The organism is Thalassospira marina (assembly GCF_002844375.1).
In the GTDB taxonomy this organism is placed as follows: Bacteria; Pseudomonadota; Alphaproteobacteria; order Rhodospirillales; family Thalassospiraceae; genus Thalassospira; species Thalassospira marina.
On the sequence record NZ_CP024199.1, the window covers coordinates 3,382,136 to 3,395,980 of the forward strand.

A 13,845-nucleotide genomic window follows, 5' to 3' on the forward strand; every position below is an offset into this window, starting at 1 on the left:
CCATTTCTCATTTCATTCCAGGGAAACAGACCAATGGCGTTTATTGCCGACCGTTTGAGCCGTATCAAACCATCTCCTACCATTGCTGTCACCACCAAGGCTGCAGAACTCAAAGCTGCTGGCGTTGATGTCATCGGCCTTGGCGCAGGCGAGCCGGATTTCGATACCCCCGACAACATCAAAAATGCTGCGAAAGCCGCCCTTGACGCTGGCCAGACCAAATACACTCCGGTCGCTGGTACTCCGGCCCTTCGCAAAGCAATTGTTGCCAAGTTCAAACGCGAAAACGACCTGGAATACACTATCGACGAAATCACCGTTGGCTGTGGCGGCAAGCAGACGCTGTTTAATGCGCTGTTTGCAACGCTGAACCCGGGTGACGAAGTTATCATTCCGGCACCTTACTGGGTATCCTACCCGGACATGACCCTGATGGCCGAAGGCGTGCCCGTCGTTGTTGAATGCCAGGAAGAAAACGACTTCAAAATCACCGCTGCCGAACTTGAAGCCGCAATTACGCCGAACACCAAATGGCTGGTTCTGAACTCGCCGTCCAACCCGACGGGTGCGGCCTATTCGCGCGCCGAACTGCGCGCGCTGGCTGATGTTCTGCTGAAACACGAACATGTTTATATCATGTCTGACGACATGTATGAGCACCTCGTCTATGACGGCTTTGAATTCACCACCATCGCCCAGGTCGAGCCGAAACTGAAGGCCCGCACCCTGACCTGCAATGGTGTATCGAAATCCTATGCCATGACCGGCTGGCGTCTTGGCTATGCTGCTGGCCCGGTTGAGCTGATTAAAGCAATCAACAAGGTTCAGTCGCAAAGCAGCACGCATACGTCTTCGATCAGCCAGGCTGCATCGATCGAAGCACTGAATGGCCCGCAGGACTTCCTCAAAGAACGCGCCGAAGTGTTCAAAGCCCGCCGCGACATGGTTGTGGAAAAGCTCAATGAATGCGAAGGCCTGAGCTGCAAAAAGCCGGAAGGCGCATTCTATGTGTATCCGTCCTGTGCAGGTGCCATTGGCAAAACCACGCCGGATGGCAAAAAAATCGAAACCGACACCGATTTCGTAACCTACCTTCTCGAAGCTGAAGGCGTTGCTGCGGTTCAGGGTTCGGCTTTTGGTCTCGCACCTTATTTCCGTATTTCCTATGCCACCTCGACCGAGGCACTGGAAGAAGCCTGCAAGCGTATCAATCGCGCTTGCGCTGCTTTGAAATAAGCATCGCTTTTTACGAATTGCACGACAAAGCCCGGCAAACTTGCCGGGCTTTGTTTTTTGGCGCATGATAAAACCCATAAATCAGTACGGAATAACCGATAATTCAGGAAAGCCATGCCGGTTCAGGATTTTATCGCTGCCATCGACGGTGTCCGCCTTGCCTGCCAGACCGTAACACCAGATACGGACACAGCAGAAATTGCGCCCGCCTTCCCGCACAATGCAGGTTCAGATGGCGATGCCCCCACCATCATCATGCTGCACGAGGCCCTGGGCACCATTCGCATGTGGCGCGATTTTCCACAAAGGCTGGCAAACGCAACCGGGCTTTCCTGCCTGGTCTATGAACGGCGCGGTCACGGCAAATCAGACCCGCAAACGGTGGTTCCGCGCCCGGTTGATTTCCATAACGAAGAAACCGACCGTTTCCTGCATGGCCTTATCACCAGCCTGAACCTGAAAAATCCCATCCTGTTTGGCCACAGCGACGGGGCAACCATTGCCCTTAAATATGCCGCCCGTTTCCCTGCCGTTCCCCGCGCCGTCATCAGCCTGGCCGCCCATGTTTTTGTCGAGGATGTCACCATCGATGGCATCGAAATGGCCGCGCAAACCTATGCCAATACAGACTGGAAATCACGGCTGGAACGCCACCATTTCAGCCAGACCGATACCGTCTTTCGTGCCTGGGTCGATACCTGGCGCCAACCCGCCTTTCGCACCTGGCAAATGATCGACGAACTCCCCGCCATCACCTGCCCCGCATTAATCCTGCAAGGCGATGACGACCAGTTTGGCAGCAATGACCAGGTCACCACCATCGCAAACCATGTCAGCGGCCCCATCACCAGTCACATCATCCTCAATTGCGGGCACATCCCGCACCTGGAATCACCCGATAAAGTCCTCGAGTCGGTTCGTCACTTTCTGGACACCAATTGATAATATTTTCAAACCATTAGCCAGATTTTCTCCGGACTGCCCCTAAATGCAACTGTCAACTATCAAAGTTTCTGGTCCCGGATAACCGCAGTCAAATCACACCTGCCTACCTGATAACAACTCTGGAAATAGTTTTTGCAAAATTTGCTTTGGTACGTTTTTGGCACGATCATACAGACGATCTTTTTTTCCAATGCGACCAACACTAAATCCCTGTTTCCGCCGATATAGTGCAGCATGAGGCAAAAACTGATCGTAGGATTGCTTCAATATGCCCTTCAAATCTCCATTACAGTACCTAATTTCTTCGGGAATAGACCAAGCAGCCGAAATCATCTTCTTGCTCAAAAAAGGAACCCGTGTCTCCAATGCTACGGCCATACTCGCTCGATCCACCTTTGTCAGAACGGAATCGTGCATATATGTATGAAAATCAATAAATTGCGCACGTGTTCGTGCCCCTAAATCCGGCCGGTCAAATTTACGATAGTACCAAAAGTCATCATAGTCGGCGGGTATATTATGCGCCTTTGCCCAACGTCGCTTTAACGGGTCGGAACATACCAGCCCGCCCTTTGCTGCTGCCCATTTCTCCATTGGATCAGAAAGAGTTTTAACTTCAAAACGTTGTGCTTTTTTGACGATCGACCTGTGCGGAGCATAAGTTTTCACCGCAACGCATAGCGGCCTTATCCATGATTTTGGATTTTTTTCTGATGAAAAAATATTCTCTGCATTCGCGTAGGGAACATAGCCGCCAAACAGTTCATCCCCTCCGTCACCGGTAAGAACAACCGTAACGTGCTCCCGCGCCAGACGACATACTTCATTTGTTGGCAATGCCGATACATCACCAAAAGGCTCATCATATAATTGACGCAACAACTCGAAATTATTATTTGCAACGTCAGTACTGAAAAAACGCTCTAAGTGAGTTGACCCAATAGCCTTGGCAACCATTCTTGCAAACGGCGACTCATCGGACTCTTTGTCCATATGTCCAATCGAAAATGTCTGCAATTTTTCAAGTGTCTTAGAGGCTTCAAAACAAACGACACTTGAATCGACGCCCCCACTTAAAAAAAATCCTACGGGAACATCAGAAACCAGCTGAGATTTGACCGATATTGACATTGCCTCCCGAATATAATCCCCCCAGTCAACCACGTCATGGCGCGGGCAGACCTCAAGTTCCCAATATCGAGTTTTACACAACTCTCCAGACAAGGCGTCAAATTCAACATAGTGCCCTGGCTCTAACTTAAAAACATTCTGATAGACTGTTTTAGGGCAAGGCACATACAGATACGTCATAAAGTCATAAACAGCCGTACTATCTATACTAAGCTTGGTCTTGCCAACATAAGACTCGATAGCCTTAAGTTCAGACGCCCACGCAAATTTCTTGTCTTCATGCCAATAATAAATCGGCTTGATACCCACATGGTCCCGCGCCAAAATGATGGTATTTGTAGATACATCATATATTGAAAGTGCAAACATACCATCGACTAGCTGAAGCAGACGATTAATTCCCCAGTGAATATATCCATGCAGGAGAACTTCACTATCACTCTCACTGGTAAAAGTTACGTCAAATTCGTCAATCAGATTCCGACGCAACTCCTTGTAATTGTAAATCTCGCCATTAACCGTCAAATAGACGTTCTGGGCGAGCATCGGCTGACGGCCCTTTTCAGACAGATCAAGGATACTTAAACGACGATGCCCAAGATAAATGCCATTACAAAGTTCATATCCCCAATTATCGGGGCCCCGATGCGTTAAAGTGTTAAGCGCGGCATGAGAATTCTCGATTGAGGCAATCTCTGCTTGATTATGACCGAAAATTCCGCACATGTACTGCATGCTCGCTGGTAAAATTAACAATCCTGACGAGAATCAAGGTGACATCCCCATCAACCAATTAGGTCTAAATGAATATTTCGTATGTCATTACTGTATTTAATAAAGCACCTTATATCACCGATGTGATTGATGCCTTAGCCACAGAATACGAACAACTGCCCGAAAAGCTCGAATACATTTTCATCGATGATGGTTCATCAGACGATTCAGTCGAACAAATCCGCAAGAATCAAGATAGACTTCCTGGCCAAGTTATTATCATAAAACAGGAAAATCAAGGAGCAGCGGTCGCAACCAACGTTGGTGTAGACCGCGCGCAACATGAGTGGATTCGCCTGCTTGATGGCGATGACATTCCTTCTCGACAGTCAACATACGCCATGTATCAGTTGGCAAAACAGTATGACGTAAGTTTTGTTATTGGCAGCTATGGATATTTCCGACAAGGAGAAGATCTGGCACCACAGATTCCAACGGTCCAGCCTAAAGATCACGTTGTCATGTCTCAAAATGAATGCCTTAAGCGATTTATTAAGAATTTCAACCACAATTCAAGCTGTATTCTCGTCAAAAAATCTCTCTTTATGGCGTTCAAAGGGGCCGACACAAGACTGGTCTCCCCAGACTATACTCTAGCGTTGCGCGCAGTTGCTTCAACAGACCGAATTGTGCGTGTGACCAGCAACGTGTCGCTTATGGTTGAAGCCGCACCGGGCAGACTTTCTGCTCAAATCGCACGCAGCAGATACGATTCAATCCTCGCAATTTACTATCTCGCACATGAGCTGTTACCAAATCGCAGGGATGTCGCTCTTGCGGTATATAAGCGCGCGTGTTCACGCTCATATAGATATGCAAAAACCCTTAAAAATCGTCCACTTTGGCATTTCCTCAGATATATACGCTCTCGCCTTTTTCCGCCTGAAAATCTCAAAAAAGCAACATTTGACTGCCTAACGGCCTACACCCCCGATAGAACAACAAACCGGCCCGTTGAATGGACACCTGGCAGAAAGAAAAGGTAGATAGTTCTAAATGAGCAGACGTGAACAAAAAACCCGATGGCCGGGGGCGACCATCGGGTTAGGCGCAAGAATGACAGCACTTTTTTCTTCTGCCATTCTTCCTGTCCTCTTGAGGGAGAAGGACAGGCTATGAATTAGCCTTCCAGCGCGTCCTCGGCATCCAGAACCGCCGCAACCGCGTGGATAACCGATGCGATCCGGACCGCGTTCTGAACGGCTTCCTTGTTCAGGCCGGCCTGTTTGAGAACTTTTTCGTGGCTATCAATACACATGCCACAACCATTGATCACAGATACAGCCAAAGAAAACAACTCGAAATCCGCTTTGTCGATACCTGGCTTGCCAATAATGTTCATGCGCAGGCGGGCGGGCATGGTCGAATATTCTTTTTCCGACACCAGGTGCGTGAAACGATAATAGATATTGTTCATGCCCATGATGGCAGCAGCCCCCTTGGAAGCTTCAAGTGCTTCGTCAGACAGCTTGCCTGCGGCTTCGGCGGCCACAGCACGCAGCAATTTTGCATTGCGCGAAGCATAGGCACAGGCCAGGGCCGTTCCATAAATCTGCTGGTCAGTCATACCCGGGTTGGAAAACAGGGTTCCCAGGTTCAGCTTCAAGTCCTTGGCATAGGCCGGCAAGGAGTCTTTAATTTCAGCGATAGACATCGAAAACATCCTGAATTTTGTGAAGAAATTAACGCTACTTCCGGCACGCTTTGGCGAACCGGCGCACCCATTTGCGGCTGCGCGTGACCCGAATGGCACGGCAAATTCCGTGCGGGTCATTGTGGACCGGGCATTACCTGCCCGGTCCCGATTTCAAGCCAGTTCCAAGCCGATGGCTTAGAGGGTGGCTTCACCCTTGTTCCAGTTGCACGGGCAGAGTTCGTCGGTCTGCAGTGCATCAAGAATACGAAGGGTTTCCTGCGGGTTACGACCAACAGAAAGATCGTTCACCTGAACGTGGCGGATGATGCCTTCCGGATCGACGATGAAAGTCGCGCGCAGAGCAACGCCTTCACCCTTTGCGATCACGCCCAGAGCATTTGCCAGTTCTTTCTTTTCGTCAGCCAGCCAAACGAAGGGGCTGTCGCCCAGATCTTCGTGGTGGGTACGCCATGCAGCGTGGACGAAATCGGTGTCGGTCGAGCAGCCGAGCAGAACAGCGTCACGGTCTTCGAAGTCACCGTTCAGTTCGCCATAACCAACGATTTCGGTCGGGCAGACAAAGGTGAAGTCCTTCGGCCAGAAGAACAGGATCTTCCATTTACCGGCATAGGATTTGTCGGTAACCGGGGCAAAGCTGTCTGCGGTTTTGCCCGAAACACCGGTAAGATTGAATTCTGGGAGGGTATCTCCAACGGTGAGCATTGCTGTACTCCTAACGCTTGATGTTTATAATCCCTTAAGGCCCCCGATGGGCCCTCTTAAATTTAGTGTGCATGTGCAAAAAGCAACATCGCTGGTGGCGATTTGTAGTTAATTGCTTTACCTATGACCAATAAAATAAATCTGGTTTTTCGATAGGAAAAATTTATGGCGGCCCAACCCAGCATCAAACAGTTAAAATACCTGGTCGCGCTGGCGGAAACCGGCCATTTTGGCCGCGCTGCCGAGGCATGTTTCATCACCCAACCCAGCCTTTCTGCCGCGATCAGCGAGCTTGAAAACCTGCTGGGCGCGCAACTTGTGGAACGTAACAAACGCCAGGTGCTGATCACGGCACTGGGACAGGAAGTTGTTTCGCGGGCGCGGCATATTTTGCGTGAAGTGGATGAACTGGCCATTGTTGCCCATGCTGCCAACCAGCCGCTGGTCGGGCCGATCAATATCGGTGTGATCCCCACCATCGGCCCCTATCTGCTGCCCGATGTAATGGCGCGCCTGCGCAGCGGTTTCCCCAAAATGCAGCCCTTCCTGCGCGAAGACCAGACAGCCAAGCTCGTTGACCTGCTGCTTGCCGGCAAGCTTGACCTGGCCCTGATCGCCCTGCCGATCGAAGAAAACGGCCTTGAAGAAATGGACCTGTTTGAAGACCGGTTCGTTTTCGCCTGCAGCCCGGATAACCCGCTGACGGCCAAAAAACACATCAATATCGACGATATCAAAGACGAAAAACTGCTGCTTCTTGAAGACGGGCACTGCCTGCGTGACCAGGCACTGGAAATTTGCCAGCGCGCCGGATGGAGCAAATCTGCCGATTTTCAGGCCAATAGCCTTTCTACCCTGGTGCAAATGGTTGTTGCCGGTATCGGATCAACGCTGCTGCCCGAAATGGCGCTTGAGGTCGAAGCCCGCAGGCGGGACTCTATTGCCATTCTGCCCTTTGAAAACCCGGTTCCGGTACGGCGGATTGGCCTGGTCTGGCGCCGCAGTTCGGCCCGCAAGGCAGAATACCGCAAGCTTGGCGCCTATTTGCGCGGCGCACTAAACCCATGCAAGGCCGCCGACGTCGCCTGAAACAATGGGGAACGCGGTATCACCTGCTCGGCCGTGCGTAAAGTGCGGCATGCTACAGGCATTTCACCGCGCGCACCCTATATAGATTTTATCATGGTAACAGGACCCATTACGGAAACAGACGCCCATGCTGCCAATCAAGGATAACAATCCCACCACCCTGACACCCTGGGTCACTTGGGGCCTGATTGCAGTTAATATCGTTGTTTTCGTCATGACGCTGACTTTGGGTCAGCGCGGGATTATCCGCGCCAATATTGAATTTGGCGCCATCCCTGCCGTGCTGTTTGGCCATGTCGAACTGCCGCCCGAATTTGCCGCCTTCCCGCCCGGCTTTGAATTTTTGACCATCTTTACCGCCATGTTCATGCATGGCGGCTGGATGCATGTGGGCGGCAACATGCTTTACCTTTGGGTGTTCGGCAACAATGTCGAAGACGCCATGGGGCACTGGCGCTTTTTGTTTTTCTATCTGCTTTGTGGTGTTGCCGCCGCACTGGGCCATGCCCTGGCCGATACCACATCGCAAATCCCCATGATTGGTGCATCTGGCGCACTGGCAGGGGTGCTTGGTGCCTATTTCCTGTTATTTCCCAAGGCACGGGTGCTGGTGTGGTTTTTCTGGGTGCTTATTTTCTATGTCCCGGCGGTTGTTGTGCTGGGTTTCTGGATTGGCATGCAGGTCATCAATCTTTCAACCGGGGTCAATGACGGGGTGGCATGGGCCGCCCACGTTGCCGGGTTTGCCGCCGGGCTGATATTGATCCCACTATTCAAATACCGCCATATCCCGCTGTGGCAGGGCGGGCCGAAACAGCAACCGGTTTTTGGCGTATATCGCCCCGGTCGCCATCGTGCTGGTGCCAATAGCAACGGCAATGGCCCCGAATTTCGCTTTGACACTCCACCCTGGGCGGCAGCCTATGAACGAGAAAAAGCCGAAAGGCGCAATGCCCGGCGTGGCTTTGGCAAAGGCCCCCATACCACCAATCGCGGCGACAATGGCTACACTAGCGGAAATCAGGAACCCTGGACCTGGCAGCCCGGCAATGTGATTTACGGCGAAGATCAAAGCGGTGGTAACGGCCATTCCAACGCCAGCAGCACCAACCCGCAATCACGCCCGCGTCATCCGCGCCCGTGGGGTGCAGCCCCGCATATTGATGCCGACAAACACGATGCCAGCAGCCCCCCGCAGGCTGCTACACCCAAACGTCACGGCATCGGTGTTCCTGGTGTTTCGCGGCCGACGAACCGGCGCGATAATGATTAATGCCAAGGGTGTTGTTATGGGCACGACCCTGTAATCACGCCGCCACTATGCTATGGCAACTGGCTTGAATTTGGCAGTGCTCGGTTGGCCGGTGTTACACTGTTAACAGGGCAACGAAAAAGTTACTGCTGCGTGGTTTCGGCACCGGGCAAAGCACGTTAGGATATTGATATTCCACTTTTTGCACGGCAAAATTTGTGCAACCCTGCCACGTCCTTTCACCGGAGACACCCGATGCTTGCAGCCTATTTTGAGGAATTTCAGGGCCCTATCGAAGTCCAGAAATTGCCAGCCCCCGAACCGGCTGACGATGGTGTGGTGATCGAGGTTGGCGCGACCGGCCTGTGCCGCAGCGACTGGCACGGCTGGATGGGCCATGATTCCGATGTGCATCTTCCCCATGTGCCGGGCCACGAATTTGCTGGCAGCATTGTTGCCATTGGCAAAAACGTTAAACGGTTTCGCGTTGGTGACCGGGTCACCGTGCCGTTTGTTTCGGGATGCGGGCATTGTTCGCAATGTCGCAGCGGCAACCAGCAGGTTTGCGACCGGCAGTTTCAGCCGGGCTTTACCGCATGGGGCAGTTTTGCCCAGTATGTTGCAATCGATTATGCCGATGGCAACCTTGTCGCCCTGCCCGAAGAACTGGATTACGTCACCGCTGCCAGCCTGGGCTGCCGCTTTGCCACCAGCTTTCGCGGTGTGATCGATCAGGGCCAGGTGCGGGCGGGCCAATGGGTTGCGGTGCATGGCTGTGGCGGTGTGGGCCTTTCGGCGATCATGATTGCCGCAGCAGCGGGCGCAAACGTTATTGCCATTGATATCGACGACGAAAAACTGGCATTCGCCAAAACCATTGGCGCCAATGCCATGCTAAACGCCAAATCAGTTGGCGATGTTGCCAGCGCCATTCGCGACCTTTCGGGGGGCGGGGCGCATGTTTCGGTTGATGGGCTGGGCAGTGCGATAACCTGCTTTAATTCCGTATCCTGCCTGCGCAAACGCGGCAAACATATCCAGATCGGTCTTATGACCGGCGACCACGCGCACGCCAAAATCCCGATGGACAAAGTTGTCGCCCTCGAACTGGAAGTGCTGGGCAGCCACGGCATGCAGACCTTCCGTTACGATGCCATGCTCGACATGATCGCAACGGGCAAAATCGCCCCGCAAAAGCTGATTGGCGATCGCATCACCCTGGCCGAAGGGGCAACCGCCCTGATGAATATGGACAGCTTTGTTGGCACCGGCGTTACCGTGATTGACCGTTTCTAAAACGCTTTAACGCGCACATGAAAATGCCGGATACCGCAAACCGCGATATCCGGCATTTTTAATTATCCCCGGCACCGTCCCAAGCAAATGGGATGGAACGCGCCTTCGCCAGTGATTTAGCTGGCTTTGATCGAGTTAAGCGCAGCGGTAAAGCCCGTCAGCGATGCCTTGATCACCTGGGTCTGGTCATTGCCCCATGCACGGAAGCCAACAAACAGGGTCGCCCCGGCCTTCATTGCCTTGGTCAGGTCATCGGTCATGACCATGGCGGCATCACAGCCCGCATTGGTGCATTTACCGTAAATCACCTTGATTTCCTGGCCGTCATCAACCTTGATCACGATGCCAGGGCGCAGATCAACACCCAGCGGCAACTGCATGTTCAGGACAGTGAATTCTTCTTTGGTTTTCGGGTTGGTGGCCTTTTGCACCGTTACGGCCAGGATACGGCCCACGGTTTCTTTTTTGCCATCCACATCCTTTTGCAGGAAAACCTGTTGGCCAATCTGGCAACGATCAGGATTCTTGTCGTCGCATTCTTTTTTCCAAAGCGGGTCTTTGCCTGCATCCTGTGCCATCGCCGGGCCTGATGCAGCCGAAATGGCCATAAACGCACCAACAGCGGCAAACACACAACGTACCAGCGTCGCCTTGCCAAACAGCATTCCTATTCTCCCGTTAACATGAATTGGCACATCTGATTGGGGGAAAACCTTCCCCTTTGTGCCTTAAAGACTTGTCCATTGGTCTAACCAACTAACGGTCCTGTGTCGAGAAACTTGATACGGCACCTGTCGGTAACAGGACCTTGCCGGCAAAGGCGGCAAACCATTCGCCAAAGGCCGCATCATGTTTGCGCCGGCCGGCACGTTGCTGGTCAGGGTTCTGGGCATTCGGACGGTCGGTTTTATCGGCCGCACGTTCCAGCCAGCTTTCATGGATGTCATCGTCCACTTCGGGATGAAACTGAATCCCCCAGATACGACGATCAACATGATAGGCCTGATTGGGAAAAACATCGCCCGTCATCAGTAATTCACCACCGGCAGGAACCTCGAAACCTTCGCTGTGCCAGTGATAGACCATCATATTGGCGGGAAAAAGGTCACGTCCGGCATCGGTCGCATAAGCCGGATAATAGCCGATTTCGGTTTGCGCCCCGTCATGCGGGCGAACAACCGCGCCCAAATTCCGCGCCATCATCTGCGCGCCCAGGCAAATACCCAGATACCACACATTGGCATCCACAACGCGCGGCAACCATTCCATGATACGGGCAACATTGGGTTCATGGTCGTCATTGGCACTCATCGGGCCGCCAAAAACGATCACGCCCTGATAGGGCGACAGGTCAGATGGCAGGTCTTCGCCTTCACCGGGGCGGCGAATGTCAAATTCATATCCCAGGTCGGCCAGAACCCGGCCAACCCGGCCCGGTCGACCGTGGGCGGAATTAAAAACCAGAAGAACCTTCGCCAAACCCGAAATACAATTCACTGCCGCATCCCTGTATTCATCCTGCAAACCCGCCCAAACCGCCCTGCCCGGCAACAAACTCCGAACAATCCCTATGTGGCCAGCAGGCACGGGCTTCGGGGGAAATTATTCAGGACAGGCCGGTTTGATCAATTTGCATCATTCCAGTTACCGCAAGGGTGACGGTTGCAATGCACAAAGGCAAGGTTCTTGTCATAAAAAATCGCTATTTTGCGCCATTTTTCAGCCGGAAAATGAAAAAGGGCCGTCATGCACAAACATGACGGCCCCCAAATACCGGATCACGCAACGTGATCAGACATTGAATTTGAAGTGGAAGATATCGCCATCCTTGACGATATAGCTTTTGCCTTCCTGGCGCAGTTTGCCTGCTTCGCGTGCGCCAGCTTCGCCATTGCAGGCGATGAAATCATCATAGGCCATGGTTTCAGCCTTGATGAAGCCACGTTCAAAATCGGTGTGGATCACACCGGCCGCATTGGGTGCGGTTGCACCGTCAAACACGGTCCAGGCGCGGGCTTCTTTCGGACCAACGGTAAAGAACGTCAGAAGGTTCAGAAGCTTGTAACCTTCGCGAATAACACGGGCGAGGCCGGTTTCTTCAAGGCCAAGGCTTTCAAGGAATTCTTCTTTTTCTTCGGCACTTTCAAGCAAGGCGACTTCGGATTCAATTGCCGCCGAAACCACAACCGAACGTGCGCCCTGTGCCGCAGCCATTTCCGCAACCTTTGCCGAAAGTTCGTTGCCTTCGGCAGCACTTTCTTCATCAACGTTGCAGGCATACAGAACCGGCTTGCTGGTCAGAAGCTGCAACATACGGAATGCCTTGGCTTCGTCTTCGTTGTTGATTTCAACAACGCGGGCCGGTTTGCCATCACGCAGCACTTCCAGGGTGCGCTCAACCAGTTCAAGGGTCAGCTTGGCATCCTTGTCGTTGCCTTTTGCACGTTTCTGCAGGCCGGTAACGCGCTTTTCCAGGCTTTCCATATCAGCCAGCATCAGTTCGGTTTCGATGGTTTCCGCATCGCGAACCGGGTCGACCGAACCTTCAACATGGGTGATGTCGCCATCTTCAAAGCAGCGCAGCACATGCACAATGGCATCGGTTTCGCGGATATTGGCTAAAAACTGGTTACCCAGTCCTTCACCCTTGGATGCCCCACGCACCAGACCGGCAATATCGACAAATTCCAGCTGGGTCGGAATGATCTGGGCCGACTTGGAAATGGCGACAATTTTGTCCAGGCGATCATCGGGAACGCTAACACGGCCGGTATTCGGTTCGATCGTGCAGAACGGAAAATTGGCCGCTTCGGCGGCTGCCGTCTGTGTCAGGGCGTTAAACAGGGTCGATTTACCAACATTGGGCAAACCAACGATACCACATTTGAATCCCATCTTTTCCGGGCTCCGTCACATCTGAATTTCAATATATCACCAGCAATGCCACCATCTGGCAGGGCTGGGCACTAACTTTTGGTGAACCTATTTCTTCAGGCGAAATGCCTTGGCAAGGGCGGCGGCCATTGATGTCGACGCGTCATCCTTCGGCTCGCTTCCGGCATTCTTTGGTGCTGTCTTATCCTGTGCCGGCTTTTCACTTACCGGGCTGGCATTGTCCTTGGCGCCATTGGCCTCACCAGCGGCCTTTTGCGGCTTTGCCGGTTTTTCCGCCTTTGGTTTGGGCGGCGAAACAAGGTTGGCAACCTTGCTCATGAATGCACTTTCATCCCCCTTGATCAGGCGCGGCATTTCCTGCGCGACTCCTTCAAGAAGGGCCATCAGCCAATTGTTCTGTTCGGATTTGGAAAAATCCCCCAAAACATGGCCATGCACCCGTGCCTTGTCACCAGGATGGCCAATACCCAACCTTACCCGGCGGTATTCCTTGCCACAATGGGCATCAATCGATCGCAGGCCGTTATGCCCGCCATGCCCGCCTGCCCGTTTGACCCGCAATTTGCCCGGTGGCAAATCCAGCTCGTCATGCAGGACGATCACATCTTCGATCGGAATTTTATAAAACCGCAGCACTTCCCCGACCGATTGCCCGGACAGGTTCATAAAGGTTTCCGGCTTCAGCACCAAAACTTTGCTACCGCCAATGTCGCCTTCGGCCACTTGCCCCTGAAACTTGCGCCGCCAGGGGCCAAAAGAATAGCGGCGGACGATTTCGTCCGCCGCCATAAAGCCGATATTGTGACGATTGCCGGCATATCCCGAACCCGGGTTTCCCAGTCCAACCACCAAAAACATCGTAAGTCCC

Annotated in this window: 13 protein-coding genes; 6 read left to right on the forward strand and 7 right to left on the reverse strand. The window is 52.7% G+C overall.

Going from position 1 to position 13,845, the window contains the following annotated elements; all coding sequences use genetic code 11:
* Nucleotides 1-33 precede the first annotated feature (33 nt).
* Both CSC3H3_RS15435 and CSC3H3_RS15440 read left to right on the forward strand, forming a co-directional pair.
* Nucleotides 34-1,236: an aspartate transaminase gene (locus tag CSC3H3_RS15435; RefSeq protein ID WP_101264937.1), complete on the forward strand. Its 1,203-nt coding sequence runs from the start codon at nucleotides 34-36 to the stop codon at nucleotides 1,234-1,236.
* Between the two features lie 114 nt (nucleotides 1,237-1,350).
* Nucleotides 1,351-2,178 (forward strand): alpha/beta fold hydrolase, encoded by an 828-nt coding sequence (locus tag CSC3H3_RS15440; RefSeq protein ID WP_101285421.1) that lies wholly within the window; start codon nucleotides 1,351-1,353, stop codon nucleotides 2,176-2,178.
* Nucleotides 2,179-2,274: 96 nt separating this feature from the next.
* Here CSC3H3_RS15440 and asnB read toward each other — a convergent pair whose 3' ends face one another.
* Nucleotides 2,275-4,038 (reverse strand): asparagine synthase (glutamine-hydrolyzing), encoded by a 1,764-nt coding sequence (asnB, locus tag CSC3H3_RS15445; RefSeq protein WP_157831924.1) that lies wholly within the window; start codon nucleotides 4,036-4,038, stop codon nucleotides 2,275-2,277.
* Between the two features lie 77 nt (nucleotides 4,039-4,115).
* Between asnB and CSC3H3_RS15450 the strand changes: the two genes are divergently transcribed.
* The gene (locus CSC3H3_RS15450; protein WP_101285423.1) at nucleotides 4,116-5,072 is read left to right on the forward strand and encodes a glycosyltransferase family 2 protein; all 957 of its coding nucleotides are present in this window, start codon (nucleotides 4,116-4,118) and stop codon (nucleotides 5,070-5,072) included.
* 134 nt (nucleotides 5,073-5,206) lie between these two features.
* Here the strand turns inward: CSC3H3_RS15450 and ahpD are convergent, their stop codons facing one another.
* The gene (gene ahpD / locus CSC3H3_RS15455; protein WP_101286263.1) at nucleotides 5,207-5,740 is read right to left on the reverse strand and encodes an alkylhydroperoxidase, AhpD family; all 534 of its coding nucleotides are present in this window, start codon (nucleotides 5,738-5,740) and stop codon (nucleotides 5,207-5,209) included.
* Between the two features lie 177 nt (nucleotides 5,741-5,917).
* Nucleotides 5,918-6,445: a peroxiredoxin gene (locus CSC3H3_RS15460; RefSeq protein WP_101264939.1), complete on the reverse strand. Its 528-nt coding sequence runs from the start codon at nucleotides 6,443-6,445 to the stop codon at nucleotides 5,918-5,920.
* 165 nt (nucleotides 6,446-6,610) lie between these two features.
* On the opposite strand from CSC3H3_RS15460, the gene CSC3H3_RS15465 reads away from it, so the two are divergent.
* The 3 genes from CSC3H3_RS15465 (at nucleotide 6,611) to CSC3H3_RS15475 (ending at nucleotide 10,082) form a co-directional block, all read left to right on the forward strand.
* On the forward strand, nucleotides 6,611-7,534 hold the full coding sequence (locus CSC3H3_RS15465; RefSeq protein ID WP_101264940.1) for a LysR substrate-binding domain-containing protein: 924 nt from the start codon (nucleotides 6,611-6,613) through the stop codon (nucleotides 7,532-7,534).
* Nucleotides 7,535-7,661: 127 nt separating this feature from the next.
* Nucleotides 7,662-8,807: a rhomboid family intramembrane serine protease gene (locus tag CSC3H3_RS15470; protein ID WP_101285424.1), complete on the forward strand. Its 1,146-nt coding sequence runs from the start codon at nucleotides 7,662-7,664 to the stop codon at nucleotides 8,805-8,807.
* A gap of 234 nt (nucleotides 8,808-9,041) precedes the next feature.
* The gene (locus CSC3H3_RS15475) at nucleotides 9,042-10,082 is read left to right on the forward strand and encodes a zinc-dependent alcohol dehydrogenase family protein (RefSeq protein ID WP_101285425.1); all 1,041 of its coding nucleotides are present in this window, start codon (nucleotides 9,042-9,044) and stop codon (nucleotides 10,080-10,082) included.
* Nucleotides 10,083-10,198: 116 nt separating this feature from the next.
* Here CSC3H3_RS15475 and CSC3H3_RS15480 read toward each other — a convergent pair whose 3' ends face one another.
* The 4 genes from CSC3H3_RS15480 to pth all read right to left on the reverse strand — a co-directional run bounded on the left by CSC3H3_RS15480 (nucleotide 10,199) and on the right by pth (nucleotide 13,835).
* A complete protein-coding gene (locus CSC3H3_RS15480; protein ID WP_101264943.1) occupies nucleotides 10,199-10,747 on the reverse strand; it encodes an invasion associated locus B family protein in 549 nt (182 codons plus the stop codon).
* 91 nt (nucleotides 10,748-10,838) lie between these two features.
* Entirely contained in the window at nucleotides 10,839-11,579 is a 741-nt protein-coding gene (locus CSC3H3_RS15485) for a glutamine amidotransferase-related protein (RefSeq protein WP_101285426.1), read from the reverse strand.
* 294 nt (nucleotides 11,580-11,873) lie between these two features.
* Nucleotides 11,874-12,977, reverse strand: coding sequence for a redox-regulated ATPase YchF (gene ychF / locus CSC3H3_RS15490; protein WP_101264944.1), 1,104 nt, complete (start codon nucleotides 12,975-12,977; stop codon nucleotides 11,874-11,876).
* 87 nt (nucleotides 12,978-13,064) lie between these two features.
* Entirely contained in the window at nucleotides 13,065-13,835 is a 771-nt protein-coding gene (gene pth, locus CSC3H3_RS15495) for an aminoacyl-tRNA hydrolase (protein ID WP_101285427.1), read from the reverse strand.
* Between the last annotated feature and the right edge of the window lie 10 nt (nucleotides 13,836-13,845).

Coding starts and splice junctions, on each gene's coding strand:
- CSC3H3_RS15435 (WP_101264937.1), top strand. CDS start 34: ATGGCGTTTATTGCCGACCGTTTGAGCCGTATCAAACCATCTCCTACC.
- CSC3H3_RS15440 (WP_101285421.1), top strand. CDS start 1,351: ATGCCGGTTCAGGATTTTATCGCTGCCATCGACGGTGTCCGCCTTGCC.
- asnB (WP_157831924.1), bottom strand. CDS start 4,038: ATGTGCGGAATTTTCGGTCATAATCAAGCAGAGATTGCCTCAATCGAG.
- CSC3H3_RS15450 (WP_101285423.1), top strand. CDS start 4,116: ATGAATATTTCGTATGTCATTACTGTATTTAATAAAGCACCTTATATC.
- ahpD (WP_101286263.1), bottom strand. CDS start 5,740: ATGTCTATCGCTGAAATTAAAGACTCCTTGCCGGCCTATGCCAAGGAC.
- CSC3H3_RS15460 (WP_101264939.1), bottom strand. CDS start 6,445: ATGCTCACCGTTGGAGATACCCTCCCAGAATTCAATCTTACCGGTGTT.
- CSC3H3_RS15465 (WP_101264940.1), top strand. CDS start 6,611: ATGGCGGCCCAACCCAGCATCAAACAGTTAAAATACCTGGTCGCGCTG.
- CSC3H3_RS15470 (WP_101285424.1), top strand. CDS start 7,662: ATGCTGCCAATCAAGGATAACAATCCCACCACCCTGACACCCTGGGTC.
- CSC3H3_RS15475 (WP_101285425.1), top strand. CDS start 9,042: ATGCTTGCAGCCTATTTTGAGGAATTTCAGGGCCCTATCGAAGTCCAG.
- CSC3H3_RS15480 (WP_101264943.1), bottom strand. CDS start 10,747: ATGCTGTTTGGCAAGGCGACGCTGGTACGTTGTGTGTTTGCCGCTGTT.
- ychF (WP_101264944.1), bottom strand. CDS start 12,977: ATGGGATTCAAATGTGGTATCGTTGGTTTGCCCAATGTTGGTAAATCG.
- pth (WP_101285427.1), bottom strand. CDS start 13,835: ATGTTTTTGGTGGTTGGACTGGGAAACCCGGGTTCGGGATATGCCGGC.